The sequence below is a fragment of the Arthrobacter sp. QXT-31 genome (assembly GCF_001969265.1).
Classification (GTDB): Bacteria; Actinomycetota; Actinomycetes; order Actinomycetales; family Micrococcaceae; genus Arthrobacter.
This window is the reverse complement of the sequence record NZ_CP019304.1, coordinates 2,716,635-2,742,252: the sequence shown is the minus strand read 5'-3', so window position 1 is coordinate 2,742,252 and position 25,618 is coordinate 2,716,635. Positions and strand designations below refer to the sequence as shown.

At 66.8% G+C, this 25,618-nt stretch carries 23 protein-coding genes and 1 pseudogene; 15 read left to right on the top strand and 9 right to left on the bottom strand.

Going from position 1 to position 25,618, the window contains the following annotated elements; all coding sequences use genetic code 11:
* Window positions 1-62: 62 nt before the first annotated feature.
* From BWQ92_RS12340 to BWQ92_RS12325, 4 genes are all read right to left on the bottom strand, one after another.
* Window positions 63-683, bottom strand: coding sequence for an MBL fold metallo-hydrolase (locus BWQ92_RS12340; RefSeq protein WP_076799873.1), 621 nt, complete (start codon window positions 681-683; stop codon window positions 63-65).
* Window positions 680-1,816 carry an S-(hydroxymethyl)mycothiol dehydrogenase gene (locus tag BWQ92_RS12335; protein WP_076799872.1) on the bottom strand — a complete coding sequence of 379 codons (1,137 nt, stop codon included), beginning with the start codon at window positions 1,814-1,816 and terminating at the stop codon, window positions 680-682. The genes BWQ92_RS12340 and BWQ92_RS12335 overlap by 4 nt, the downstream gene beginning before the upstream one ends.
* Window positions 1,817-2,090: 274 nt before the next feature.
* Complete coding sequence (locus tag BWQ92_RS12330; protein WP_076799870.1) at window positions 2,091-3,491, bottom strand: sensor histidine kinase; 1,401 nt, start codon at window positions 3,489-3,491, stop codon at window positions 2,091-2,093.
* The gene (locus BWQ92_RS12325; RefSeq protein ID WP_076799869.1) at window positions 3,488-4,171 is read right to left on the bottom strand and encodes a response regulator transcription factor; all 684 of its coding nucleotides are present in this window, start codon (window positions 4,169-4,171) and stop codon (window positions 3,488-3,490) included. The genes BWQ92_RS12330 and BWQ92_RS12325 overlap by 4 nt, the downstream gene beginning before the upstream one ends.
* A gap of 529 nt (window positions 4,172-4,700) precedes the next feature.
* Here BWQ92_RS12325 and uraD point away from each other — a divergent pair.
* Genes uraD through purM form a run of 6 tightly spaced genes read left to right on the top strand, consistent with a single transcriptional unit; the run spans window position 4,701 to window position 9,763 of the window.
* Window positions 4,701-5,198: a 2-oxo-4-hydroxy-4-carboxy-5-ureidoimidazoline decarboxylase gene (gene uraD, locus BWQ92_RS12320; RefSeq protein WP_076799867.1), complete on the top strand. Its 498-nt coding sequence runs from the start codon at window positions 4,701-4,703 to the stop codon at window positions 5,196-5,198.
* Window positions 5,195-5,533 (top strand): hydroxyisourate hydrolase, encoded by a 339-nt coding sequence (gene uraH / locus BWQ92_RS12315; protein ID WP_076799865.1) that lies wholly within the window; start codon window positions 5,195-5,197, stop codon window positions 5,531-5,533. Before uraD ends, uraH begins: the two co-directional genes overlap by 4 nt.
* Window positions 5,534-5,544: 11 nt before the next feature.
* On the top strand, window positions 5,545-6,390 hold the full coding sequence (locus BWQ92_RS12310) for a fumarylacetoacetate hydrolase family protein (RefSeq protein WP_076799864.1): 846 nt from the start codon (window positions 5,545-5,547) through the stop codon (window positions 6,388-6,390).
* 45 nt (window positions 6,391-6,435) lie between these two features.
* Entirely contained in the window at window positions 6,436-6,792 is a 357-nt protein-coding gene (locus BWQ92_RS12305; RefSeq protein WP_076799862.1) for a hypothetical protein, read from the top strand.
* 47 nt (window positions 6,793-6,839) lie between these two features.
* Entirely contained in the window at window positions 6,840-8,603 is a 1,764-nt protein-coding gene (purF, locus tag BWQ92_RS12300; RefSeq protein ID WP_076799861.1) for an amidophosphoribosyltransferase, read from the top strand.
* Entirely contained in the window at window positions 8,600-9,763 is a 1,164-nt protein-coding gene (gene purM / locus BWQ92_RS12295) for a phosphoribosylformylglycinamidine cyclo-ligase (RefSeq protein ID WP_076799859.1), read from the top strand. Before purF ends, purM begins: the two co-directional genes overlap by 4 nt.
* An 85-nt stretch (window positions 9,764-9,848) precedes the next feature.
* On the opposite strand, the gene BWQ92_RS12290 is transcribed toward purM, so the two are convergent.
* Complete coding sequence (locus BWQ92_RS12290; RefSeq protein WP_076799858.1) at window positions 9,849-10,643, bottom strand: VOC family protein; 795 nt, start codon at window positions 10,641-10,643, stop codon at window positions 9,849-9,851.
* 294 nt (window positions 10,644-10,937) lie between these two features.
* Window positions 10,938-11,171, bottom strand: a complete 234-nt coding sequence (locus BWQ92_RS12285) for a DUF3073 domain-containing protein (RefSeq protein WP_076799856.1) — start codon at window positions 11,169-11,171, stop codon at window positions 10,938-10,940.
* A 324-nt stretch (window positions 11,172-11,495) separates the two neighbouring features.
* On the opposite strand from BWQ92_RS12285, the gene BWQ92_RS12280 reads away from it, so the two are divergent.
* Window positions 11,496-12,245 (top strand): septum formation family protein, encoded by a 750-nt coding sequence (locus BWQ92_RS12280; RefSeq protein ID WP_076799854.1) that lies wholly within the window; start codon window positions 11,496-11,498, stop codon window positions 12,243-12,245.
* A gap of 29 nt (window positions 12,246-12,274) precedes the next feature.
* Here the strand turns inward: BWQ92_RS12280 and clpB are convergent, their stop codons facing one another.
* Window positions 12,275-14,932 carry an ATP-dependent chaperone ClpB gene (gene clpB / locus BWQ92_RS12275; protein ID WP_076799853.1) on the bottom strand — a complete coding sequence of 886 codons (2,658 nt, stop codon included), beginning with the start codon at window positions 14,930-14,932 and terminating at the stop codon, window positions 12,275-12,277.
* 298 nt (window positions 14,933-15,230) lie between these two features.
* Between clpB and BWQ92_RS12270 the strand changes: the two genes are divergently transcribed.
* Window positions 15,231-15,566 (top strand): YciI family protein, encoded by a 336-nt coding sequence (locus BWQ92_RS12270; RefSeq protein ID WP_076799851.1) that lies wholly within the window; start codon window positions 15,231-15,233, stop codon window positions 15,564-15,566.
* A 68-nt stretch (window positions 15,567-15,634) separates the two neighbouring features.
* Here BWQ92_RS12270 and BWQ92_RS24580 read toward each other — a convergent pair.
* Both BWQ92_RS24580 and BWQ92_RS12260 read right to left on the bottom strand, forming a co-directional pair.
* Window positions 15,635-16,327, bottom strand: a pseudogene (locus tag BWQ92_RS24580) (S1 family peptidase).
* A 217-nt stretch (window positions 16,328-16,544) separates the two neighbouring features.
* On the bottom strand, window positions 16,545-17,696 hold the full coding sequence (locus BWQ92_RS12260; protein ID WP_236782938.1) for a family 16 glycosylhydrolase: 1,152 nt from the start codon (window positions 17,694-17,696) through the stop codon (window positions 16,545-16,547).
* 224 nt (window positions 17,697-17,920) lie between these two features.
* Between BWQ92_RS12260 and BWQ92_RS12255 the strand changes: the two genes are divergently transcribed.
* From BWQ92_RS12255 to BWQ92_RS23545, 7 genes are all read left to right on the top strand, one after another.
* The gene (locus tag BWQ92_RS12255; RefSeq protein WP_335633060.1) at window positions 17,921-18,784 is read left to right on the top strand and encodes a glycosyltransferase family 2 protein; all 864 of its coding nucleotides are present in this window, start codon (window positions 17,921-17,923) and stop codon (window positions 18,782-18,784) included.
* 1 nt (window position 18,785) lies between these two features.
* On the top strand, window positions 18,786-19,784 hold the full coding sequence (locus BWQ92_RS12250) for a glycosyltransferase (RefSeq protein ID WP_076799848.1): 999 nt from the start codon (window positions 18,786-18,788) through the stop codon (window positions 19,782-19,784).
* Window positions 19,785-19,854: 70 nt separating this feature from the next.
* Window positions 19,855-20,955: a hypothetical protein gene (locus BWQ92_RS12245; RefSeq protein ID WP_076799847.1), complete on the top strand. Its 1,101-nt coding sequence runs from the start codon at window positions 19,855-19,857 to the stop codon at window positions 20,953-20,955.
* A gap of 1 nt (window position 20,956) precedes the next feature.
* Window positions 20,957-23,077, top strand: a complete 2,121-nt coding sequence (locus BWQ92_RS12240) for a glycosyltransferase (protein ID WP_076799845.1) — start codon at window positions 20,957-20,959, stop codon at window positions 23,075-23,077.
* Window positions 23,074-24,999, top strand: coding sequence for a hypothetical protein (locus tag BWQ92_RS12235; RefSeq protein ID WP_236782936.1), 1,926 nt, complete (start codon window positions 23,074-23,076; stop codon window positions 24,997-24,999). The genes BWQ92_RS12240 and BWQ92_RS12235 overlap by 4 nt, the downstream gene beginning before the upstream one ends.
* Complete coding sequence (locus tag BWQ92_RS12230) at window positions 24,989-25,396, top strand: hypothetical protein (protein ID WP_076799844.1); 408 nt, start codon at window positions 24,989-24,991, stop codon at window positions 25,394-25,396. The genes BWQ92_RS12235 and BWQ92_RS12230 overlap by 11 nt, the downstream gene beginning before the upstream one ends.
* Complete coding sequence (locus BWQ92_RS23545; protein WP_157365144.1) at window positions 25,393-25,563, top strand: hypothetical protein; 171 nt, start codon at window positions 25,393-25,395, stop codon at window positions 25,561-25,563. Before BWQ92_RS12230 ends, BWQ92_RS23545 begins: the two co-directional genes overlap by 4 nt.
* Window positions 25,564-25,618: the final 55 nt, after the last annotated feature.

Below are 25,618 nucleotides of genomic sequence, written 5' to 3'. Positions count from 1 at the left end.
CGCCACGCATGGCGCACCGGACGTTCCCGGTACGCCATGCGTTCAGCGGTCGTGGTTTTTTCTTACTGGGCCACCTTGGCGAGGGTTTCGCGTTCGGCGGCGATGGTGGTGTTGTCTCCGTGCCCGGTCCGGACGACCGTTTCCGCCGGCAGGGTCAGGAGGCGTTCGCGGATGGAGGTCAGGATGGTCGGGTAGTCGCTGTACGAGCGGCCGGTCGCGCCGGGTCCGCCGTTGAACAGGGTGTCCCCGGTGAACACGGTCCCCTCGCTTTCCAGGTAGAAGCAGGTGGACCCCGGAGAGTGGCCCGGCGTGTGGATGGCTTTCAGCGTTGCCCCGCCCACCTGGAATTCGTCGCCGTCGGCGTGCTGCCGCTGCGGTTCAAAGTCCGGGTAGACCTGCTCCCACAGGACGCGGTCCTCCGGGTTCAGGTAAATCGGGGCACCGACAGCCTCCGAGACCTCACGGGCGGCGCCAATGTGGTCGTTGTGCGCGTGGGTCAGCAGGATGGCCTTGACCGTGCGGCCCTTGACCTGGTTGATGATCGCGGCCGCGTCATGCGGCGAATCGATGATCACGCATTCCTCATCGTTGCCGACGATCCAGACATTGTTGTCCACATCCCAGGTCCCGCCGTCGAGCGAGAACGTACCGGAGGTGACGAGGTTTTCGATGGTGACACTCATACTGATGCTCCTTCGGTTGCGGTGACGGTGCGGGTTTCGGCGGCGGGCTGGATTTCGACGACGGAGCGCAGGACCTTGCCCTCGTGCATCTTGTCGAAGGCCTCCTCGACCTGGTCGATGGTGATCCGTTCGGACACGAACGCGTCCAGGTCCAGGTTGCCCTGCTTGTAGTGCGAGACCAGCATCGGGAAGTCGCGGGAGGGCAGGCAGTCCCCGTACCAGGAGGACTTCAGCGATCCGCCCCGGCCAAACACGTCCAGCAGCGGCAGTTCCAGCTGCATCTCCGGCGTCGGGACACCCACCAGGACCACACGGCCGGCGAGGTCGCGGGCGTAGAACGCCTGCTTGTACGTCTCGGGACGGCCGACGGCCTCGATCACGACGTCGGCGCCGTTGCCGTTCGTGAGCGCCCGGATGGCCTCAACCGGATCACCGGCACGGGAGTTCACCCCGTGCGTCGCACCCAGGGACTTGGCCATCTCAATCTTGTTGTCGTCGATGTCGACGGCGATGATCGTCGTCGCACCCGCCAGCTTCGCACCGGCGATCGCGGCGATACCCACGCCGCCGCAGCCGATCACGGCCACCGACTCGCCGCGCTTGACCTCGCCGGTGTTGATCGCGGCACCGATGCCGGCCATCACACCACAGCCTAGCAGCCCCACAGCGGCCGGATCGGCGTCCTCGTCGACCTTGGTGCACTGCCCGGCAGCCACCAGGGTCTTCTCGGCGAAGGCTCCGATGCCCAGCGCCGGGGACAGCTCGGTGCCGTCCTCCAGGGTCATTTTCTGCGTCGCGTTGGCCGTGTTGAAGCAGTACTGCGGCTGGCCCTTCGCACACGCCCGGCACTGCCCGCACACCGCGCGCCAGTTCAGGATCACCCGGTCACCGACGGCGACCTCGGTGACGCCCTCGCCGACCGCGGACACCACACCGGTGGCCTCGTGGCCGAGCAGGTACGGGAAGTCGTTCCCGATGCCGCCCAGCTTGTAATGCAGATCCGTGTGGCACACCCCGCACGTCAGGATGTCCACGAGGGCCTCGCCCGGGCCCGGATCCGGTACCAGGATCGTCTCCACCGATACCGGGGCGTCCTTTTCCCGGACGACAACTGCCTTGACTTTATGAACCACGAGTTCACGTTCCTTCCTGAGCGCAGGGCTCTTTGGCTGCGGCACCTCAGCCAAATGTAACTGACCGGCCATGGTTCGAAATCCCCGTCCCGCAGACCGGACACTCAGTTCGGTATGTTCGACGTGGATGCGGGCGGCGGCGCCGATCTTCAGGTTTCTTCTTCGTCATGGAGTGCCTAATTGCGTATTACACAACACGGCGCACATAACGCGTCTTCAACAAGTATGACAGGCCTCACACATATCCGTAAGTCCATGAAGCGCGCAAGTCGCGTTATGGACGCGAAGCAGCTTTGAACAGGACGCGTGCATCCAGTCCTCTGGCACCGGGCCGGGCCTCCAGGGACGCGCTCGCGCCGCTTGCCTCGGCAAGCTGCTGGACGATGGCCAGGCCCAGTCCGCTGCCCTCCGACGTCGACTGGCCGCGCCAAAACCGGTTGAAGGCCTTCTGCCGGTCCTCCTCGGAAAGCCCTGGACCGTCGTCGAGCACGTGAAGCGCATACCCTGTGGAGGTGCCGTCCGGCCGGATCAGCAGGCGGATCTCCGAGTCCGGCGGTGCCACGGCCAGCGCGTTGTCAATGAGGTTGTCGATGATCTGCTCCGCAGCTCCCGGCATCGCCATGACCCTCGCCCCCGGAACCGCGTCCAGTACCGTCCGCACTCCGCTTTCCTCGGCCAGCGCCTCCCACTGCTCCACGCGGGTCCGGGCGATCCCGCTGAGATCCACTTCCTCACGCTCCACATTGCGCCCATCCGCCCGGCTGAGGAGGAGCAGGCCGTCGATGATGCGCTGCAGCCGGTACGTCTCCTCCAGCGAGTCGGCCACCATGACGCGTGCGCCGTCGGGATCGTTGCCGACCGCGTCCACGGCGTTCTCCAGCCGCAGCCGGAGTCCTGTCAGCGGCGTGCGCAGCTGGTGGGAGGCGTCGCTGGCAAAGCCCCGCTGCTGCTGCAGCACGTGCTCCAGCCGGTCCGCCATCTGGTTGAAGGACCGGGCCAGGGTGCGCAGCTCGGGCGGCCCCTGCTCCTCCTCGGTGCGGGTGGCGAGGTTGCCTTCCGCCAGCAGTTCCGTGGCCTTCTGCAACCGCTTGATGCGCCTGGTCACGGCACCGGCCATCAGGTAGGCCAGCAGTCCGGCGAGCAGCACGGTGGTGCCCGCAACGGCCCACATCACCCTCAGCTGCCCGGTCACGCGGTCCTCCACCACGGACGCCGGATAGGTCAGGCGGACGGCGCCGGTGATGTTCTCTCCGCTGAGGACGGGAACCGTGACGTACACCAGGTCAAACCCCAGCGTGTCCGAGTGCCGCTGTCCGGAGGTGATCCGGCCGGCGAGCGCGGCGGAAATTTCGGGGCGCGAAAGGTAAGAGGAACCGGTAGATGACTGGTCGTCGTCGGACGTTGCCACTGCGGTACCTGAGCGGTCCACGACGACGACGCGGGCGCCGCTGGCGCGGCCGTAATCACGGACGGCGACGGCCACCGTCCCGGCGGCAGTGCCGCCCGTTTCGAGCAGCTGCTGTGCCCGCCCGCTGAGCAGGAAGGCGTCGCGTTCCAGGGAGGTGGCCAGCCGGTCGCGTTCCACCCGGACCAGGTAGCTGCCCAGCGGAATGTCCTGCACCAGCACCACCAGCAGCGTGATGGCCATGAACGCGGAAATCAGCCGCCACCTCATCCGGGCACGTCCAGCCTGAACCCTACGCCGCGCACCGCCTCGATCCAGCGGGGGTCGCCGAGCTTTTTCCGGATCGCGGCCACGTGCGCATCCAGGGTCTCGGTGGTTCCGTACCAGGTGCCGTCCCACACCGCGCGCAGGATGTCGGTGCGCTGGCAGACGGCGCCCGGGTCCTCCGCCAGGTAGTACAGGAGCTCGAACTCCTTGGCGGTGAGGTGGATTTCGTTGCCGGCCACCAGGACCCGGCGCGAGCGCTGGTTGATGCTCAGGCTGCCGATGGTGCGGGTGCCGTCGGCGGGCGGAGTGGCATCGCTTTGCGGATCGGCCGTGCGGCGGGCCACGGCCCGGATCCGTGCGATGAGCTCGCGCATTCCGAACGGCTTCACCAGGTAGTCGTCCGCCCCCAGCTCCAGGGCCAGCACCCGGTCGATTTCCTCGTCGCGGGCACTGACGACGATGATTGGCGTCCTGGTCAATGAGCGGATGGACCGGCAGACGTCCGTGCCATCCATGTCCGGCAGGCCGAGGTCCAGCAGCACGAAATCGGGACTGGCGGAGCGGACCTCGGCGAGCGCCCCGGCCCCGTGGGCAACGTGCCGAGCCTGGAACCCGGCCCTCGTCAGGCCCTCCAGCACTCCGGCCGCCACCGATTCGTCGTCTTCAACCACCAGGATCTGCATATCCGATTATCTTCCGGCCAGTACGGTGCCGCGGTGGATAGCCACGGCGTGGACAGGCTAGTTCTCACAGCTTTGGCAATTCTTGGGCCATCGAGGGCCCCCTCCCCCCTCCCGCCCCGCCCCCGAGCCCGCCCCCCCCCCAGCCAGCGACGCTCTCTCACTACGCGCAGGAAAAACGCAGACCCTCTCTCACCGGGTGAAAGAGCGTCGGTCAAAAGGACACGACAACTGAGAGAGCGTGCGGAAGTATTCGGCAGCAAGTGATGGAGGGTCGGGGAAAGACCCGGCGAAAGGTGAGGAAGCGCCTATATACACGGTTGCATTGCGATATCCGCCACGCTCGGCCCCCTGCTGTAGTCTCTTGACACCGGCGCGCATGCTCGGCTTCACTATTACGTATGCTGAAATAACAGTTCCATGATGCGGAACTCATGGTCTGCGATGAAAGGGGACCGTGAGCACCGGGAGAGGACCCGGACCTCCGCATAGCCGTCACCATGGATGCCAGCATCTGCTTGAGGATCACAACGTGAAGCTTGCCGAATTCAATGCCGCGGACAGGGATGCCGCCAGCGCGGTCCTGCGCCCCTGCATCGACGTCCCGCGCTGGGTGGACCAGGTCGCCGCAGCGCGCCCGTTCGCCTCGCGCCAGGAGCTCCTTGACGGAGCCCGCGCCGCCGCCGCACCGTTCACCCCCGAAGAGGTGGAGGGCGCCATGGCACACCATCCCCGGATCGGCGAACGCCCCAAGGCCCAGACCACCGAGGCGGCCATGTCCAGGTCCGAACAGGCCGGCGTGGACCCCGCTGACACCGAGGTGGCCGACGCCCTCGCACGCGGCAACCGCGCGTACGAGGAAAAGTTCGGCCGGGTCTTCCTGATCCGCGCCGCAGGCCGCACCGCCCCCGAAATCCTGGCAGCGCTCAACGAGCGCCTGGCCAACACCCCGGCGCAGGAAGACGCCATCGTTGCACAGCAGCTGCGGGAAATCGCCCTGCTGCGTCTGGAAGGAGTGATCAGCGAATGAGCGTTTCCCACGTGACAACCCACGTCCTGGATACTGGCGCCGGACGCCCGGCGGCGGGTGTCGCCGTCGTGCTTTACGCGAACGACGGCGACAAGTGGACAGAGCTGGCAAGCGGCATCACCGATGCAGACGGCCGCGCGAAGGACCTGGGTCCGGAGGTCCTGGCCCCCGGAAACTACCGGCTCAACTTCGCCACGGGCGATTACTACGCCCAGCAGGGCGGCACAACGTTCTTCCCGGAGGTGGACCTGGTCTTCGAGGTCACCGGCACCGAGCACTACCACGTGCCGCTGCTGCTGAGCCCGTTCGCCTACTCCACCTACCGCGGCAGCTGAAAGGAGACAGCATGCGGCTGATGCGCATTGGCCCGGCGGGCAATGAAGTTCCGGTGGTCATCGACGACGACGGCCAGGCTTACGACCTGCGGCCGGTCACCCAGGACATTGACGGGAACTTCCTGGAGACCTGGGCCGGCCAACTGCCCGACCTGGACCTGACGGGCCTGCCCCGGGTAACGGTCGACGGCAAGCGGATCGGAGCGCCGATCGCCAGGCCCGGCGCCGTGATCGGCGTGGGGCTGAACTACGCCGCGCACGCCGCCGAATCCGGCCTTCCCGTGCCGGAGCGACCCATTATCTTCTTCAAGCACCCCAACACCGTGGTGGGCCCGGACGACGACGTCGTCATCCCGCCCGGGGCGCAGCGCGTGGACTGGGAGGTGGAGCTGGGCGTGGTGATCGGCCGGCGGGCCAGCTACCTGTCATCCGATGCCGAGGCAGCCAGGTGCATTGCCGGCTACGTTCTGTCCAACGATGTCTCCGAGCGCGAGTACCAGCTGGAGCACTCCGGCCCGCAATGGTCGCTCGGCAAGTCCTGCCCCACCTTCAACCCGGTGGGTCCGTGGCTGGTACCGGCGGCGGCCGTCGACGAAGACGACATCCGGCTTGCGTCCTGGGTCAATGACGAGGTCCGGCAGGACAGCTCGACGGCGGACATGGTGTTCGGCCCCGCGGAACTGGTCCGCCGGCTCTCGCAGTACATGGTGCTCGAACCCGGCGACCTGATCACCACCGGAACTCCGGAGGGCGTAGCCCTGTCCGGGCGCTTCCCGTACCTGGAAGCCGGGGACGTCATGCGGCTGTCCGGCGGGGACCTCCTGGGCGAGCAGCGGCAGCGGCTGGTGCAGGCCTGAACCCCCGGCAGGCCCGGCGGCCGGGATGACAGTAGGCTAGATGGCATGTCTTCCGACCAGCCCACCCCTGAACGGCACGAACTTCCTGAACGGCGCGAAATCACCGTCAGGCGTGCCCCCAAGTATGTTCCCTTCCTGATCGTGGGCGGGCTGCTGGGCTTCGCCGCGGCGGCGGTCATCGCCTTCGCCCTGCCCGGCGATGTCAGTTACGACCGCGGCACCGTGTACGGCTTCTTCATGGTGCCGTGCGCGGCGGCCGGTGTGATTCTCGGCGCAATTACCGCCTTGGTGCTGGACCGGGCCAGCGTCCGCCGCTCCCGCCGCGGCGTCGTCGAAGCCGTTCCGGACGCCACCGGGGAGACCGGAGACGACGACGGCGGGAGCCCCGGCCTGCGGTCATAATCCGGCCGCCGGAAATTCCTTACCCCATGACGTGAGATAATCGACCAGTGGCACGCGGCGATGGAAAACTTTCTCATGATCTTCTCCCTGGCGAAAAGGGCCCACAGGACGCTTGCGGCGTCTTCGGGGTCTGGGCACCAGGTGAAGAAGTAGCAAAACTTACCTACTACGGGCTGTATGCACTACAGCACCGCGGTCAGGAGTCGGCTGGTATAGCCACCAGCGACGGCAAGCGGATCAACGTCTACAAGGACATGGGCCTCGTATCCCAAGTCTTCGACGAGACCACGCTCAACACCCTGACCGGGCACCTGGCCGTCGGCCATTGCCGCTACTCCACCACCGGCGCGAGCCACTGGGCCAACGCGCAGCCCACGCTCGGCGCGACCGCCACCGGCACGGTGGCCCTGGCGCACAACGGCAACCTCACCAACACCGCCGAACTCAACGCCATGATCCACGAGCGCAACGGCGGCCAGCTCAGCGGCGAAATGAAGCAGGGCAACACCTCCGACACCGCGCTGGTGACGGCGCTGCTGGAAGGCGAAGAGGGCAAGACCCTCGAGGAGACCGCCCTCGAACTGCTGCCCAAGATCCGCGGCGGCTTCTGCTTCGTCTTCATGGATGAAGGCACGCTGTACGCGGCCCGCGACACCTTCGGCATCCGCCCGCTCTGCCTGGGCCGGCTGGAGCGCGGCTGGGTGGTGGCGTCCGAGCAGTCCGCCCTCGCCACCGTCGGCGCCAGCTTCATCCGGGAGATCGAACCCGGCGAGTTCATCGCCATCGACGAACAGGGCGTGCGGTCCCGCCGCTTCGCGGATCCGACGCCGGCGGGTTGCGTTTTCGAATACGTCTACCTCGCCCGCCCCGACGCCGCCATTGGCGGACGCTCCGTCTACGAATCCCGTGTGGAGATGGGCCGCCAGCTTGCGCGCGAGAACACGCACGAGGCCGACATCGTCATCCCGGTCCCCGAATCCGGCACCCCCGCGGCCGTGGGCTACGCCGAGGAATCCGGCATCCCGTTTGCGCACGGCTTCGTCAAGAACTCCTACGTGGGCCGCACGTTCATCCAGCCCTCGCAGACGCTGCGCCAGCTGGGGATCAGGCTGAAGCTCAACGCCCTGGAATCCGTGATCCGCGGCAAGCGCGTGGTGGTGGTGGATGACTCGATCGTCCGCGGCAACACCCAGCGAGCCATCGTCCGGATGCTGCGGGAAGCCGGTGCAGCCGCCGTCCACGTCAAGATTTCCTCCCCGCCGGTCCAGTGGCCCTGCTTCTACGGCATCGATTTCGCCTCCCGGGCGGAGCTGATCGCCAACGGTGCCACCATCGAGGAGATCTCCCAGGCCATCGGCGCCGATTCCCTGGCCTATATCTCCGAAGACGGCATGATCGGTGCCACCCAGCAGCCGCGCGAGCGGCTCTGCACCGCCTGCTTCACGGGCAAGTACCCCATCGAACTGCCCGGCGCCGACAAGCTCGGCAAGAACCTGCTGGAGCGCACGGACCTGGGCGGCCTGCCTGCCACCTCCGCCAGCACCACCAGTGCGGCTGCCGGTTCAACAGCAGCAACCGCCGGTGCCCCGGCCGAGGCCGCGGCGGAAGCCGCCATCGAACCGGCCGCCGCCACCCCCGGCAACCCGGAGAACATCCCGGTCACCGAGGACCCCGCCGAAAAGCCGGGGGCCACTGGCTGTGATCCGGGACCGGATTCCGAGCTCGAGAACCTGCTCACCGACGCCGACCGCGTGCCCGATCTCCACCCCGACGCTGCGACCGTTGGCGCTGACAAGAAAGAGTCCCTATGACTTCCGCTTCCTCCACTGCTGACATGAATGCTGCCCAGAACAACACCGGCATCACCTACGCGGCCGCCGGTGTGGACGTTGAGGCAGGCGACCGCGCCGTCGAGCTCATGAAGGACGCCGTCAAGGCGACCCACAACGCGTCGGTGATTGGCGGCGTCGGGGGTTTCGCAGGCCTGTACGACGTCTCGAAGCTCCTGACCTACAAGAAGCCCCTGCTGGCCACGTCCACGGACGGCGTGGGCACCAAGGTGGCCATCGCCCAGGCCATGGACATCCACGACACCATCGGCTACGACCTCGTGGGCATGGTGGTGGACGACATCGTGGTGGTGGGCGCCGAGCCGCTGTACATGACCGACTACATCGCCTGCGGCAAGGTGGTTCCGGAGCGCATCGCGGACATCGTCCGCGGCATCGCTGCCGCCTGCTCCGTGGCCGGCACCGCGCTGGTGGGCGGCGAAACCGCCGAGCACCCCGGCCTGCTGGGCGAACACGAATACGACGTCGCCGGTGCCGCCACCGGCGTTGTGGAAGCCGACGCGCTGCTCGGACCCGACCGCGTCCGTGCCGGCGACGTGGTGATCGGCATGGCCTCCTCCGGCCTGCACTCCAACGGCTACTCCCTGGTCCGCCGCGTCATCAACCACGCCGGCTGGGCCCTGGACCGCCAGGTTTCCGAACTCGGCCGCACGCTGGGCGAGGAACTGCTGGAACCCACCCGTGTCTACGCCGCCGACTGCCTGGACCTCGCGCGGGAATTCCCCGTCACCGCCGGCAAAGCCGTGCACGGCTTCAGCCACGTCACCGGCGGCGGGCTCGCCGCCAACCTGGCCCGCGTCCTGCCGCAGGGCCTCGTGGCCACCGTTGACCGCTCCACCTGGGAGCTGCCCGCCATCTTCAAGCTCGTCTCCGAACTGGGCCGCGTGCCGCTGGCCGATCTGGAGCGCACGCTGAACCTCGGCGTCGGCATGGTGGCCGTGGTCTCCCCCGAGGCCGCAGACGCCGCCGTGGCCCGCCTGAACGAGCGCGGCCTGCCGTCCTGGATCATGGGCTCCGTCAGCGCCGATTCCGACGCCGTGGTGAAGACCGGACCGGACTACGTGCAGGGGGCCAAGGGCGTAGACGGCGGCGCAGTCCAGCTGGTCAACGCCTACGCGTAGCTTAAGCACATCGAGTGCTCCGTAACTGCCGTTATGAAGGTTCATAAGGGCATCTACGGAGCACTCGGCGTTTAAGGCGCTTGGGTTAGACCTCCAGGACGCTGAACACGCCGCCCTGCGGGTCCTTCAGGGTGGCGATGGTGCCGCCGTCCTCGGAGAATTCCGGCTCCACCAGTACCTCGGCTCCGGCCGCCACGGCGGCCAGCACGGCTTCCTTGACGCTGGAGACGCCGAAGTACACCTGCCACCCGCGGCTGCCGGACTCGCCACCTGCGTCGTCTTCATCCTCTTCCGGGACAGGGGCGACGCCGGCCACCTCGGTGCCGTTCACCATCAGCGTGGTGTAGGTGCCGCCGTCGTCCTGCGGGTACTCGGTCGCCTCGTGCCCGAACAGCTGCTGGAAAAATCCGACGGCGGCCTGCGGCTCGGGCGTGAGCAGTTCGGCCCAAGCGAACGCGCCGGGCTCATTGTGCCGGCCGCTGCCCGGGTGTGTTCCGGCCTGCCAGATGCCCGTGGCACCACCGCCCGGCGGTTCCACGAACACCATGGTTCCGGTGTCCCCGATATCCTCCGGCCCAAACTGGACAGTGCCGCCGGCATGCTGGGCTTCCTCTGCGGCGGCCCGGGCATCGACTGCGGCGAAGTAGACGTTCCAGTGCGCAGGCAGCGCTGCGCCGCCCTGGTGCGGCTGGGGCGCCACACTAGCCACGAGGTCGTCATCGAGGAACGCCTTGGCGTAGCTGCGTCCATCGGGGGTGGGAAAGTCCTCGTAGCGCCATCCGAAGACGGCGGCGTAGAAGGCCTTCGCAGCCGCCACGTCGGGTGTCTGGACGTCCGCCCAGCAGAGCTCTCCGAGGCCGTACCCGTTGCGCTGCACCATGCGTCCGTGCCCCTTTCGTTGGCTGAATTCCTCCCAGCCTAATTCCTCAGGGGCGCGGTTTCGACGGGATTCACGGCCGATGCCAAAGGCCCGCCGGGCACGCCAAAGACTGGCGAGCCCGGCGGGCCTTAGTAGCTGTGGTGACACCGGACGGATCCCTCTGCCCCAGGTTTCTGGCTAAGGCCAGATATCCGGGTCAGGGAGGGAAGCGGGCAGCCCGAATGCGGGAATTGCCCGGGAGGTGCACGACGGCGGCGTACAGCGTACTGCCTTGCGGCAGGTCAGCGGCAGCAACTAACCGATGCGACGGCTGTCTACCTCGTCGTCGTCTTCATCCAAATCGTCCGCGTACTTATCCACGTAAGCTGAATAGTCCGGCTCGGCCGGTTCATTCGCGAAATGGCTCGTGGCACGACTGCCCGGACCCGTGAGCTCGCGCTGTAGGGCCGAATAATCGGTGTTCGGGGAGTAGTACTTGATGTCCCGAGCCTGCTTAGTAGCTTTTGCCTTTTGACGGCCGCGCCCCATGGCGTGACCCCCTTTTGTACTTGGACCGGAGGTGGTCACCTTTGGCGATGGTGAGGCCCCGGAATGATTGGTCAATTTGTCGTACCCCTAGATTACATGCTTTCGGCGGCATCTGCTTGCCACGGGGACCTTGGGTGGCCGCCGTGGCCCGCTTCTCCGCGGCAATTCGAAGCGTGCAGGGATTTTTTGTTCGATAGAGTCTCCTGAACGACTGAATTAAGCGGGCATGGAGATCCGGCTGTTGGCCGCCGGGGCCGCACCGCGGAAACGCAGAGCGCCGGATGCTCACCGCCAAGCGAACGCCAGGAAGGGGTGCCGCCCCATATGAATGACAACGATCCCAACCACGACGGGGAACGCGGGCCGGCCCATGCCGTCGCCGTGCACTCCCAGCAACCTGCGCAGGCCGGGCAACCTGCCCGGCCCGAACCTGCCAAGCCCGAACCTGCCCAGCCCGCAGCAGAACCCACATCAGTACCCGCGGCATCAAGGCTCACAAGCCTCGCCGGCTCAATCCAGTCCCGGCTCAGGCAGCCTGGAATGCGGCAAACGCTGCCGAAGATCGGCTTTGTCCTCGCGCTGCTCGTGGTGGGCGGCCTGCTCGTATGGCTTCTGACCTCGCTCCTGGCCACCGCCACGATGCAGTCCGCCAACCGGCCTGCCGCGGCGGCGGATCCCACGGCCGCCGCGCCGCCGGCACCGGCCGCCTCACCAAGGCCCAGCCTGCCCCTGGCCAGCGTCAGTCCGCTGGATTTCCGGGTGGGCGACTGCTTCAAGGACTTCGACCCCGAGGCGGCAAAATCCACGGTGGTTGCCTGCACCACCGACCACTCGGCCCAACTGGTGGCGGTCACGCAGTACGCGGACGGTGACGCATACCCGGGCCGTGAGGCCATGAAGACCAAGGCCAGGGAGACGTGCCAGACGGCGGCCCTGACGGAGAAGTCCAATGCCTACAACCTGAACTACCGCCTCGCCTATCCGAGCACGTCCAGCTGGGCCAAGGGTGACCGCCGCGTGGACTGCTACGTCACCGCATCCGGGAACATCATCAAGGCAAGCCTGCTGCCCTGATGATGTCCCCGGGCGGCTAATCCCGCCTGCTAGTCCCGGCGGCGGACGGTGAGCCCGCTGCCCAGCGGCGCACCGCCGTCGGACCGTGACAGTGCTTCCAGGCCTTCGACGGTGAGTTCGCCGAGGTCCGCGGCCGTGTCCACCAGGACGGTGTCGCCGTCGGAGATTTCGCCGGCGAGGATGGCCTTGGCCAGCCTGTCGCCGATTTCCCGCTGGACGAGGCGGCGCAGCGGCCGGGCGCCGTAGGCGGAGTCAAAGCCGGACATCGCCAGCCAGGCGCGCGCACCTTCGGTGACCTCGAGCGAGAGCCGCCGTTCGTGCAGGCGCTTGGCCAGCTCGGCCACCTGCAGCTCGACGATCCGGGCCAGCTCCTCGACGGACAGCGGATCGAACAGCACCACCTCGTCCAGCCGGTTGAGGAACTCCGGCTTGAAGCTGGCGTTCACCGTGGCCATCACTGCGTTGCGCTTGGCCTGCGCATCCAAAGTGGGGTCCACGAGGAACTGGCTGCCCAAGTTGGAGGTAAGCACCAGGATCACGTTGCGGAAGTCCACGGTGCGGCCCTGGCCGTCGGTGAGGCGGCCGTCGTCGAGAACCTGCAGCAGGATGTCGAACACCTCGGGGTGGGCCTTCTCCACCTCGTCCAGCAGCACCACGGAGTAGGGCCGGCGGCGGACCGCCTCGGTGAGCTGGCCGCCCTCCTCGTAGCCGACGTAGCCCGGAGGCGCACCGACGAGGCGGGCAACGGAGTGCTTCTCGCTGTATTCGGACATGTCGATCCGGACCATGGCGCGTTCGTCGTCGAACAGGAAGTCCGCGAGCGCCTTGGCGAGCTCGGTTTTGCCGACGCCTGTGGGGCCGAGGAACAGGAAGGAGCCGGTGGGCCGGTTGGGGTCGCTGATGCCAGCCCGGGCGCGGCGGACCGCGTCGGACACTGCGGTGACGGCCTTGGACTGGCCGATCAGCCGCCGGCCGAGTTCCTCCTCCATGTGCAGCAGTTTCTGGCTTTCCCCCTGGAGCATGCGGCCGGCCGGAATGCCCGTCCAGGCCGCGATGACCTCGGCGATGTCGTTGGCGGTGACCTCCTCGGCCACCATCAGGGCGGCCTTGTCGGCGACGGCGGCCTCGGCCTCCGCGGCATCGTTCAGTTCGCGCTCCAGCGCGGGGATTTCGCCGTAGAGGATCCGGGATGCCGTTTCCAGGTCGCCCTCGCGCTGCGCCTTGTCCGCGGTGGACCGCAGCTCGTCCAGCTTCGCCTTCAGGTCGCCCACCCGGTTCAGGCCGGCCTTCTCCGCCTCCCACCGGGCGTTCAGTCCGGCCAGCTGCTCCTTCTTGTCCGCCATGTCCGCGCGGAGGGCAGCAAGGCGCTCCACGGAGGCGGCGTCCGTCTCGCCCTGCAGGGCAAGCTCCTCCATGGTGAGCCGGTCCACCGCACGGCGGAGCTGGTCAATCTCCTCCGGAGCGGAGTCGATCTCCATGCGCAGGCGGGAGGCGGCCTCGTCCACGAGGTCGATGGCCTTGTCCGGCAGCTGGCGGCCGGAGATGTAGCGGTTGGACAGCGTTGCGGCGGCCACCAGCGCGGAGTCGGCGATGGCAACCTTGTGGTGGGCCTCGTACCGTTCCTTGAGGCCGCGGAGGATGCCGATGGTGTCGTCCACGCTGGGCTCCCCGACAAACACCTGCTGGAAGCGGCGCTCCAGGGCGGGATCCTTCTCGATGTTCTCGCGGTATTCGTCGAGGGTGGTGGCGCCGATCAGCCGCAGCTCGCCCCGGGCCAGCATCGGCTTGAGCATGTTGCCGGCGTCCATGGCGCTTTCACCGCTGGCCCCGGCCCCCACCACGGTGTGCAGCTCGTCGATGAACGTGACAATGCGGCCATCGGAGTTCTTGATCTCCTCGAGGACGGCCTTGAGCCGCTCTTCAAACTCGCCGCGGTACTTGGCGCCTGCCACCATGGAGGCCAGGTCCAGGGCGATCAGGGTCTTGCCGCGCAGGCTTTCCGGCACGTCGCCGGCCACCATCCGCTGGGCCAGGCCCTCCACGACGGCGGTCTTGCCCACGCCGGGTTCGCCGATCAGGACCGGATTGTTCTTGGTGCGGCGGCTGAGCACCTGTACCACGCGCCGGATTTCACTGTCACGGCCGATCACCGGATCAAGCTTCCCGGAACGGGCCACGGCGGTGAGGTCGGTGCCGAACTTTTCCAAGGCCTGGAAGGTGTTCTCGGGGGCGGGCGAGTTGACCTTGCGGTCGCCGCGGACGCCCGGAAGCGCCGCGGCCAGGGCCTCGTGGGACACGCCGGCGTCGCGCAGCAGCCTGCCCACGCCGTCGCTGCCGGCCGAGAGACCTAGCAGCAGGTGCTCGGTGGAGACAAAGGAATCACCCAGCTTGTCAGCCTCGTTTTGGGCGTTCTGGATCGCCTGCAGGGACGGCCGGGACAGCTGGGCCTGCTGGACCGAGCTTCCGGAAGTGGCGGGAAGGGCCTTGATGGCGGTGCTGGCCTGCACACTGACGGCGTCCGGATCTGCCCCGGTGGCGCGCAGAAGGGCGACGGCGACACCCTCCCGCTGATCCATCAGCGCCTTGAGCAGGTGGGCCGGTTCCACCTGCGGATTCCCTGCCGTGGAGGCGTTCATGGCGGCAGCCGAAAGAGCCTCCTGGCTCTTGGTGGTGAATTTGACGTCCAAAGAGAGCTCCTTTCGAGGGCGGTTTAGCTAAGTTGAGTCTACTACGCTCAAGTTTGCTTTTCCGCTCTTCACGGCCAAGTTTTCCCACAGCGAAATGCCATTGGTGCGGGCATGCGAATTTTCCGAGAACGGTGGCCCTTGAACTGTATCGCCGTCGCCCGAATCCCCCTAGGATCGACCTGTGGCTGCCGGGGGAAGCCCCGGTGCGGCTGCTCCAGGAGCATCAGCTTGGGGACCCTCAGCCCAGAGCTGCCAGGCCACGATCCCAGCGACCACTACCTCAGAGACAGGACCGGCAATGAAGAAGTTCGTAGTGCTTTACAACGCTCCGCAGTCGGCACAATCCCAGATGGCGGAAAGCACCCCGGAGGCCGCGCAGGAGGGCATGAAGGCGTGGATGGAGTGGGCCACCCGGGCAGGCAGCGGGATTGTTGACATGGGCCTGCCGCTGGGCGCCGGCAAGGAGGTCAGCCAGGCAGGCACCTCGGACACGAATACGAACGTGGGGGGATACGGCATCCTGCAGGCTGAGGACATGGACGGCGCCTTGGCCCTGATCGAGGGGCACCCGCACCTCATGATGCCCGGTGCGAGCATTCAGGTCTACGAGACGCTCGACCTGCCCGGGATGTAACACGCCCAGGCGCGCCTGGCGGGCCGCCTGCCGGGCGGGCCCCGGCTGCCGGCCGGGCACGCCTGCTCCTAGGAGCCCCGGACTCCTGAGACGCTGGTGATCCAGGCGAGGTTCCGCACCACAGAGGCGTGGTCGTTGTAGTAGCCGGTGAAATTGGCGGGGTTCCGGGCCGGCAGGATGTCCGATGCGGACAGGACGCCCGCCAGCTTGCCGTTAACGATCAGCGGGCCTCCCGAGTCGCCGCTGAGCGTGTGGCCGCTCTCCGACCGGGTCCGGACAGACGGGCCGCCATAGTTGTCGAGCCCCTGCCACACCACTGAGACGTCCGCCGCCTTGAGGTAGTAGGACATGGCGCCGGACCCCTCGGACTGATCGCCCCAGCCCTATACCTTTGCGCGCGTTCCGGTGGCAGGAAAGGCGTTGGACAAGCCTACGAAGGCCCCGTAGTACGGCGTGGACAGCTTGAGCAGCAGGACGTCCCCGGCCGGGGCCGGATAGCGGGCAGCAACGGAACGGATGGCACCACCGGATCCGAAATAGCTTGTGCCGAGCCGGACCGACTTCAGGCTCGTGGAGTTGCAGTGCTTCGCTGTGATGACCCAGGTGGCCGCGATCTGGCTGCCGGTGCACCCCACATTGGTGCCGGCGGCGTCGAAGGAAACTTGCGCCACGTAAGGGGCGGCTGAAACGGTGGTGGTGGCACCACCGGCGATGTCCTTACTGAAGGTGCGGTCATCGATTGGGGCCGGCGCTTCCGGCACTCCAGCCGCCTGGGCCGGACCGCACAGAACGGGGGCCAGCAATGCCGTGCTGGCCGCGGCCTTAACCAGGATTTTCGAGATCTTCAACGGGAGGCTCCTAAACGTCGGTGCGGGTCCGACCGCGAGCCTACCTGTCGATGACAGATTTTGTCATATCCATTACCGCAGCTGTCAGTAACTCCGCACGACGCTAGGAGTATGTGCCCGGGTCCGGCTTCTAGGCCGGCTTCCAGATTGCGATCCAGTCCAAGTAGAGATGCCCTGCTGTCTGTGGTGCAGGACACCGGGGAAGACATGACTCGGACTGGAGAATGTAGTGCATGGGTGTATTAGGCGTCAGTGTTGTACTGGCTCCCAGCGACCGGCCGTCAAGGATAAATTCGACCTTGCCCGGAGTCCACTCAATCGTGGCGACGTGCCAATCCGTGAAAGTGGTGTGCGACTGGAACATGTCAGACGCCGCAGGGTCATTCCCCCGGTAATGGGCAGCGCCGTAGAAGGTCTTGGCGAGGTCCCCCTCCGGGAAATTTATCTCTCCGTCCCGGGGCCATACACCGCTATCCGGCCAAAGGAGCCATGCAACCTTATAGCCGCGGAGGGAGTCGGCCTTGAACCGCACCGAAATCCTCCCGTACATCAGGCTGTTGTGCCGCGGTAGCAGGCTTTTGTCACGATTACTGTCATTCGGAATCTTGGGCGCAGGCGCCGCTCCCATGGAGATCCCCTTCTCCGAATGGAGATACCAGTCCAGCATGCCGTTCTTAACGCTCAGCACTTTGGACGGGTAGTAGCCGGACTTCGTCCCCTTCTGACCTGCGGTATCCGGCGTTCCGTCTTTATATCCTGCACTCCATTTCGCAGAGTAAGCCGGACCTGGAAAAGCGCCGATCGGCACATTGCCCTTGTTGAACTCCTCCCGAAATACCTGCTTCCAGCCCGGAAGGTCGCCTATTGGCATTTTGTGGATCGATTCGGTGGAAGGCGGCGGCGCCTCCACAGGCCCCGCCGCCGGCTGTTCCGGCGCCGGCCGTTCCGCCGCTGGCTGTTCCGCCGCCTTGAGTTCCGGTGCGGGACGCGGTGCTGCCGACTGCGCTGTTTCCCGGGATTCCGCCGCCGGGGATGATGGTGCGCGGCGTGGTGTTGCTGCCTCGCGCGCCGCAGAGGACGCCCGCACTGATGGACTCACTGTGGGGAGTGCTGCAGATGCTTCGGACGGTTCCGCCGACGAAGGGCGGTCCGATGGCACCCTCTGTGCTTCCATGCCCACCGGTCCGGCCATAATGCCGCAGGCCGTGAGCGTCGCCGCCGCGGCGAGCACACCGAAGCGCATGCGATGTTTTTGGCGGGGACTGCGCGATGGCTCGGCCATGGGGACAGTGTGGCATAGGAGCTTGGGGGTTTCCTAGGGTTCCTATACCCCTAAAACTGGGCCCGGTTGAAGAATTCCCAAGCTTTTTACAAGTTGCTCAGCCCAACATGTTCCGAGGGGGAGTGCAAGCAAAGTTGCCAATACCGCAGCAGCAGGCGCTTCAATTTTCCCGTACCCAGCCGGGAGGGCTGCGCGGGAGGGGCATAGGCATACGACTCCGATGAGTGGTGAGGCTAGTGACCATCCCAATACAAGTTTCATCTGTCCGTGCACCAAATGCTCTACCGGTACCCCTGGCCTCCATCAGCGTGGTAATTCCCACCCTCAATGAGGCCATGAACCTTCCATGGGTCCTGCGACGCATGCCCTCGTATGTGGACGAGGTTGTGATCGTCGACGGACGTTCCCTGGACAGCACCGTTGAGGTCGCCCGCGCGCTGCGCCTGGACGTCGTGGTGGTCTCCGAACCGCACGCCGGAAAAGGCTTCGCCGTACGGGCCGGACTGTCCGCGGCATCCGGCGACATCATCGTCATGCTGGACGCCGACGGGAGCATGGATCCGCAGGAAATCGGCTGGTTCGTCTCGCCGCTCCAGCATGAGTTCGACTTCGTCAAGGGCTCCAGGTATGTGACGGGCGGCGGTTCCGAGGACATCACGCTGCTCCGCAGCGCGGGTAACCGCGCCCTGACCGGCCTCGCCAACCTGGTCCTGCACAGCAACTATTCCGATCTTTGCTACGGCTATATCGCCATGCGGCGCGAATGCCTGCAGATCCTCGAGCTGGAATCGGAAGGGTTCGAAATCGAAACCGAACTGATCGTCCGCGCCGCAAGGGCGGGCCTGCGGATTGCCGAGGTCCCCAGCAACGAGCTGACCCGGATCTCCGGCAACTCGAATCTTCATACTTTCCGTGACGGATGGCGCGTCCTGCGGACCTTGGCGCGTGAATGCGTGGGCTGGGAAGCACCCACAGCCGGCGCCCGGCCCGAATCACTAAGACGCGTGAAATACAGATATCCCAGCATGTTTTTCCCCCACATTCCGACGGATCCGGCAACCGTCCTTGGCCTGGTAGCGGGTGAATAAGGTGAACCATTCTGAAGGGCTTCCGGCAATTTCGGTTGTGATCTGCTCCTACACGGAAGACCGCTGGGACAGGCTGATGGCCGCCGTCGAATCCGTCCGCGCCCAGACGCTGCCGCCCCAGCAGACCATTGTGGTGGTGGACTACAACGTGGACCTCTACAAGCGGCTCATCTTCAACGTCGACGACGTGGTGATCCTGGAGAACACCGGGCCCAAGGGCCTCTCCGGAGCACGGAACACAGGCGCCGCTGCGGCGACGGCCGGTGTGGTTGCCTTTCTCGATGACGATGCAGTGGCTGCCCCTGACTGGCTGGAGCGGCTGGGGTCCCTGTACGACGACCCCGACGTGCTCGCCGTGGGCGGCCGCGTGGTGCCGGACTGGGAAACCGGCCGGCCGGATTATTTCGGCCAGGAGCTGGACTGGATTGTCGGCTGCACGCACCGCGGCATGCCCAAGGTGGCGGCCGAGGTGCGCAACGTCATCGGTGCCAACATGTCCTTCCGGTCCCAGGTCCTGCAGGTCGTGGGTGGCTTCAACACTGCCCTTGGTCGCCAGAACTCGCTGCCCCTGGGCTGCGAGGAAACGGAGATCTGCATCCGGGCGGTCATTGGTTCGCCGGGCGGCCGCGTGGTGTACGAACCGGCGGCCCTGGTGAACCATTACGTTCCCGCCCAGCGGGGCACGCTGAGCTACATGCTGCGGCGTGGCTGGTCTGAGGGGATATCCAAAGCACTGGTCAGCAAGATCGTCGGCCACAAGCGTGCCCTTGGCCCCGAGCGCCGGTACGTCCGCGGTGTGCTGCCGCGTGCCGTGGCCTCGGGCATAGCAGGCAGGATCCGGGGAACGGACCCCGCGGGTTTCCGCCGTGCCATGGCCACGGTCGCCGTGCTGGCCGTCACCACCTGCGGGTACATCCGGGGACGCCGCCTGCCCCTTGTTCCGGCGGACGCTGAACTCGCGCCGCACGAGCCACACGCCAGCTGGAGGGAAGTCAAATGATCCGGATATACCCGCACTACACACCTGCCTCTACGGCCAGGGCCGCCGAGACCTCCGGAGGCCACCGGGCATGAGCCAGTCAGAGAAAGACATGCTGAGGGACGCGATCCCGTCCACCGGCGCCAGCTTTGATGTCCATGGCCTCGTTGGCATCGATGTGGCCGCCGAAACACCCGGCGAAGCACAGCTGCGGGACATGCTCGCTCCGTTCCTGGGACCGTCCCGTGCGCCGCTCCGGCTGCACGTCAGCGCCGAAGCGGCCGACGTGGCCGAACAGTCGCACGCAGAGGATGCCTACCGCTTCACAGCGGAATCGCTCTACATTCCGGCGGACCGCGTCCAGGTGCAGGAAACCGGTGACGGCTACTCTGTCCGGGGCCGCGGCGAGCTGCTGACGGCCGTCATCCCCCTGCTGGACCGGCTCTGCATCACGCAGAACGCCGCCATGATCCACGCGGCGGTGGTGGATTTCCGTGGCTCGGGAGTCCTCCTTCCCGCGTGGGGCGGCGTAGGCAAGACCAGCACGGTTGCCAAACTTGTGGCCATGCCCGGCGTGCGGTTCATGGCAGATGACTGGGCGTTCCTTGACGCCGACGGCATGCTCCTGGGCTATGCGAAGCCGATGTTCCTCAAGCCGCACCACCGCAGGATCTACCCCGAGGTGTTCAGCGGTGCCCGCAAACCCCTCGCCCCGGGCTGGCTCACGAATACGGTGGCCCACCTCGCGACGGCCGTCCATCCGGTGATCGTCCGCTATCCGAAGACAGCCGCCTTCACGCGCCGCTGGTCCCCCGAACACCGGATGGTCCATCCGGAACTCGTCTTCGGGCAGGCCGGCATCTCGCCGGCGGCGCCTACCCGGCTGGCAATCTTCCTGGAACGCTACGACGGATCCGAAGCCCGGCTGGAGACGCGCAGCCGTGAATGGATGACCTCCCGCATCGTCGGAAACTTCCATTCGGAGCTCCCGGTAGTCTCGCGGCGGCTGATCGAGGCCCTCGGCGCAACCGGCCTGGTTCCGCTGGACGAATTCTTCAGCCAGAAGGCAGCCGTGGTGCGCCGGGCCCTGGAGGGCGTGCCGTGCTCCCTTCTCAGGATCCCCGCCGCGTGGTCCGCCGACCGGACGTCTGACTACGTTGCGGGCCTGATCGGCTCCAAACTGGAGGAGTGACATGGGCGGTGCCCACGTCAGCAACCTCGAGGTGTCCGTTGTGGTTCCCGCGCGCAATGCGGCCCACTGGATCGGCGATTGCCTGGAATCGATCCGCGCCCAAAATCCGCGGGAGATCATCGTGGTGGACGGCTGTTCCACGGACGATACGGTGGAGATCGCGCAGTCCATGGACGCCCGGGTCATCTCTGACGGGGGCCGCGGGCTTCCGGCAGCACGGATGCTCGGCGTCCAGAGCGCACGCTCTGACCTGGTTGCGCTGATCGACGCCGATGTCATTCTTCCCCCTGGTGCCCTGGCCGGGCTTCTGGACGAGTTCAAGGCCTGCGGCTACGACGGCCTGCAGTTCGGCCTGGTGAGCGAGGCAGATGGGCCCGGGTACTGGGGCGCTGCCCTGGCCTGGCACCACATCCACAGCCGGGTCCGCTCGTGGTTCGGCGTCTCCGCCACGCTCATGCGGAAGAACGTGCTGCTGTCCGTGCCATTCGACGACGCCTTCCGCTCCGGCGAGGACATCGAGCTCAGGATCCGGCTTGAAGATGCCGGCTACCGGCTCGGCGTTTCCAGCACCACAGCTGTGCGGCACCGGTTCACGGACTCCTTCGACACCGCGCGTGACCAGTGGCTCCAGGACGGAGCCGGGCTCGCACGCACCATCCGCAAGCACCCCGGCCGCGCCGGCTGGCTGTTGGTGTTGCCGCTGCTGGCCACGATCCGGGGCGTCGGCTTGTCGCTGCTGCAGGCACCCCGTTTCCTCGCCTACTGGGTCTGCTTCCTCGTGTACAACTACAGATCGATGTTCGGGGAACTCCTGCGCCCGCCCGGCACCGGTCTCTCCGTGGGCGGGAACGCGGCCTGGCTGACCGCGGCGCGGGTGGCACCGATGGCCATCGGGTTCCTGTTTTGGGCAGTGGCAGCCCTCATGTTGCCACCCGAGCAGCTGGGCATGGGTTCCGCCGTTGCGGCTGCGGCGCACCTGACGGTGCAGCTGGGAATGCTGGGAGTAGGGCAGGCCACCCTGACCCTGCTTCCCGAACAGTCCGACGGCGGCCGGCGGCTGATTGCCGGCAGTTTTCTCAGCGTCGGGGTTTCCACACTTGTTCTGGCCGGCGCCATCATTGGCGTGACCTATGTGCTGGGGTCCGGCCTGGGGCTGGCCTGGCATGATCCGCTCATGACGCCGTTGTTCGCCACGACTGCCTTGTTCGCCGCATTCGCGTACCAGCTGGATCATGTGGGCGTGGCACAGGAACGTGCCGACCGCGCTCTCGTCAGGAGCCTTGCCCAGAGCGTGGTGCAGCTGGCAGTACTGGGTTTTGCGCTGGCCACCGGAATCCGGGAAGTAGCCGTGGTGGTCGGAGCAGTTGGCGCCGGCGCCGCAGCCAGCGTGATCCTCGGCCTGCGCCAGCTCAGGCGTGCCGGGGTGGCGCCGGACTGGAAACACGGGCTCAGACCCGGTCCGGCCCTGCGGCTGCTGAAGCCGGGCCTGCCCAACCATGCGCTGATGCTCGCCGACCATGCCCCCGGCTACCTCCTTCCGCTGATCGTCGCCGCCGTCCTCGGCCATGCCGCAACGGCTTCCTGGTACATGGTGTGGATGATGGCCTCCGCAGTGTTCTTTGTACCGCAGTCGGCAGGGCTCTCCCTGCAGACCGCACTGGCCAGCGGCAGGTCCCGGTCGGGGCTTATCTCCACGGCGCTCAAGGCCAGCCTCGGCCTCACGCTGGTAACCGGAGTGCTGCTGCTGGCCGTCGGCCCGTTCCTTCTTCGTGTCCTTGGACCGGAGTACGCCGCGGCAGCGATCCTGCTCCCCATCCTGGTGCCGGCTCTGCTGCTGAGTTGCGTCACCCAGATCTACTTCGGCCTGTGCCGGGCCGAGGGCCGCATCGCCGAAGCTACGGCAGTGGCGGTGTCCGCCGCTGTCCTCATCGTCGCCCCGGCCGCCTTCACCGCCCAACAGTTCGGCCTCACCGGCGTCTCCGTTCTCTGCTCCGCCGCGCAGGCCACTGCTGCCCTGATGGCCGTCTGGCGCCTCAGGATGCTGACCTCCGCCAGGCCCACCGCCCACGTAGTCCAGGTTGCACTGCCCCTTCACCAGCCGACCGGAATCGAGAAGCCATGACACCAGAACCTACGTCCACGGCGTCGGCGCCGCCGTCACATACCCCGCACCGGCACGCCGAGCCCAGGCACGGCGAACACGCCGAGCCCAAGCACAGCGGTGCCAGGCACGGCGGGACGGAACCCCCCGCCGTCGTACATCACGGCCCTACGCCGCCTTGGAAGCTGATCACCCTGGCCGCGATGGCGGCAGCAGCCCTTGTCCTTGGGATCTGGAGCCTGCTCGCCGTCGATCCCGCGCGGATCGGCGGGACCGGGCTCGTGGAAGCGGTGCCCCCGGCCTTTTTCATTGCCATCCTCCTGAGCCTGACCGCGTTCGTCGCCACTCTCAATCTGCGCCGGCACACGCCCGCGCTGCTGGCCACCCAGGTACTGGTGCTGGTGGTGATCCTGCATGCCGCCGATCCGATCATCCACGGCCTGCCCCGGCTGCAGGCCAGCTACCGGCACCTTGGCATAGCCGACTACATCTCGCAGTCCGGTCAGCTGGACACCACCATCGACGCCTACTTCAACTGGCCCGGGTTCTTCAACCTGCTGGTCCTGCTGTCCGGCGCCACCGGTGTCGGTGACCTGATGGGCCTCGCCACCTGGGCGCCGCTGGCAACGAATCTGCTGCTGCTGGCACCGCTTCTGGCGCTGGCCCGGAGGCTGACGTCGCAGCCGCGGCAGGCGTGGGCGGCCGTCTGGCTCTTCTACCTGACCAGCTGGGTGGGGCAGGACTACCTCGCGCCCCAGGCGTACGGCTTCCTGCTCCTGGTCACCCTGCTGGCATGCCTGCTGAGCGCCTTCAGCGGCTGGGCCTGGCCGACAGGCAGCAACCCGCTGACCCGGTTCCTGGCCCGGACCGCCACCCGTCTTGATCCCACTGTGCCCCACCAGGGCATGTCGAGCCCGCAGCCGCGGGACGCGGTCATCCTGCTCGTGGTCAGCGTAGGACTTCTCGTGGCCACGACGGCGTCCCACCAGCTCACGCCGTTCGCCGCCATCCCGATTCTGGCCCTGTTCCTCCTGAGCGGGCGGCTCCGGATGCCATCGTTACCGATCCTCGCCCTGGTGCTGCCCGTCGGGTGGCTGGTGTTCGTGGCAAGCGATTTCACCGATGGCCACCTGACCCACCTGTTCGGATCCTTCGGCGACATCGAGGCGCATACCCTCGGCGCGCTTTCCGAGCGGGTGGCCGGCAGCCCTCCGCACGTGCTGGTCGTCGCCATCCGAATGGCCGAAGTGGCACTGGTATGGCTTCTCGCCGCCCTGGGGGCATTCCTGGCTCATCGGAGGCGCACCGCCTGGCTTACCGCCGCACTCGGCGCCCTGGCCCCGCTGCTTCTGATCCCGGGCCAGCCATACGGGGGCGAGCTGCTGATGCGCCTCTACCTGTTCAGCCTGCCGTTCGCCGCCTGCCTGGCAGTGCTGACATTCCTGCCCGATCATCGCGGCGCCCCCGGCTGGAAGCGCGCGCTGGCGCTGCTGGCGGTGGGATCCGTTCTGGCGTCCGCCACCGTGGTCAGCCGCTACGGCAACACCAGCATGGAAAAGTTCACGACCGATGAAATCGCACTGGTCAATCAGCTCTACGCGACAGCACCGAACGGCTCAATCCTCATCGAGGCGGTCGGCAACACGCCCTGGCAGTTCCGGAAGTACGCCGATTACGACTACCGTGCCCTGCTGCCGTCCGAGCCCATGCCCGACCCGCAGCCGCTGAGTTGCGACGTGCCCGACAAGATCGCCGAGAAGTCCGGCGCCTATCTGATCGTCACCACAAGCCAGAAACTGGCCTCGGACCTTCTCGAAACAACGCCACCGGGGGATCTTGACCGCTTCATCGCCACCTGTGGCAGTTTGCCGCACTGGTCGAAACTGTTTGAGAATGCCGGCGGCGTGGTCTTCCATATCCAAGGAGTAGGCAATGTCAATTGATCGCAGATACATCGCATGGGCTGCGGCGGCCATTGCCGTCGCAGCGGTGCCGCTGTCATATTTCGGTCCGGAGGGACTGCGGATGGTGGTCATCGGCCTCCTGATGCTCGCCGGGCCCGGAACAGCCCTGGTTCTCTGCCTCCGGCTCGGCGCCGTAGACGCAGACGACGCGGACGGTGCCGGCGCACACCGCTCGGGCGGGCACGGCACCCTTCCGCTGGCCGTCTCCATCGCCGTGGCAGCAAGCCTGGCCCTCTCCACGATCGTGTCCACAACCATGGTCTTTGCCCGGGTGTGGTCCCCGCCCGTGGCCGTGCTCGTGCTGTCCCTGATCACGCTCCTCCTTCTGGTCCTTGGCGCCAGGAGGACCCAGGCTTCGACGGCAGGTGCGTCATGATCGTCTTTCTGACCGGTGTTGCCACCGTCGTAGCAGTGGTGACGTGCGATGCCATGCGCATAGCTCGACCGGATGTCCGCGTGCCGAAGGTTGCGGTGTACACCGCAGCGGCCCTCCTTGCCATAGTGTGTGTTTCCATTGCGACCAGGCTCACCCAGCTGCTTTGACGTTGTTTCGCTCCTTCGTCACAGCTGAATCCGGTCTTACGGCACGGCAGGCGGT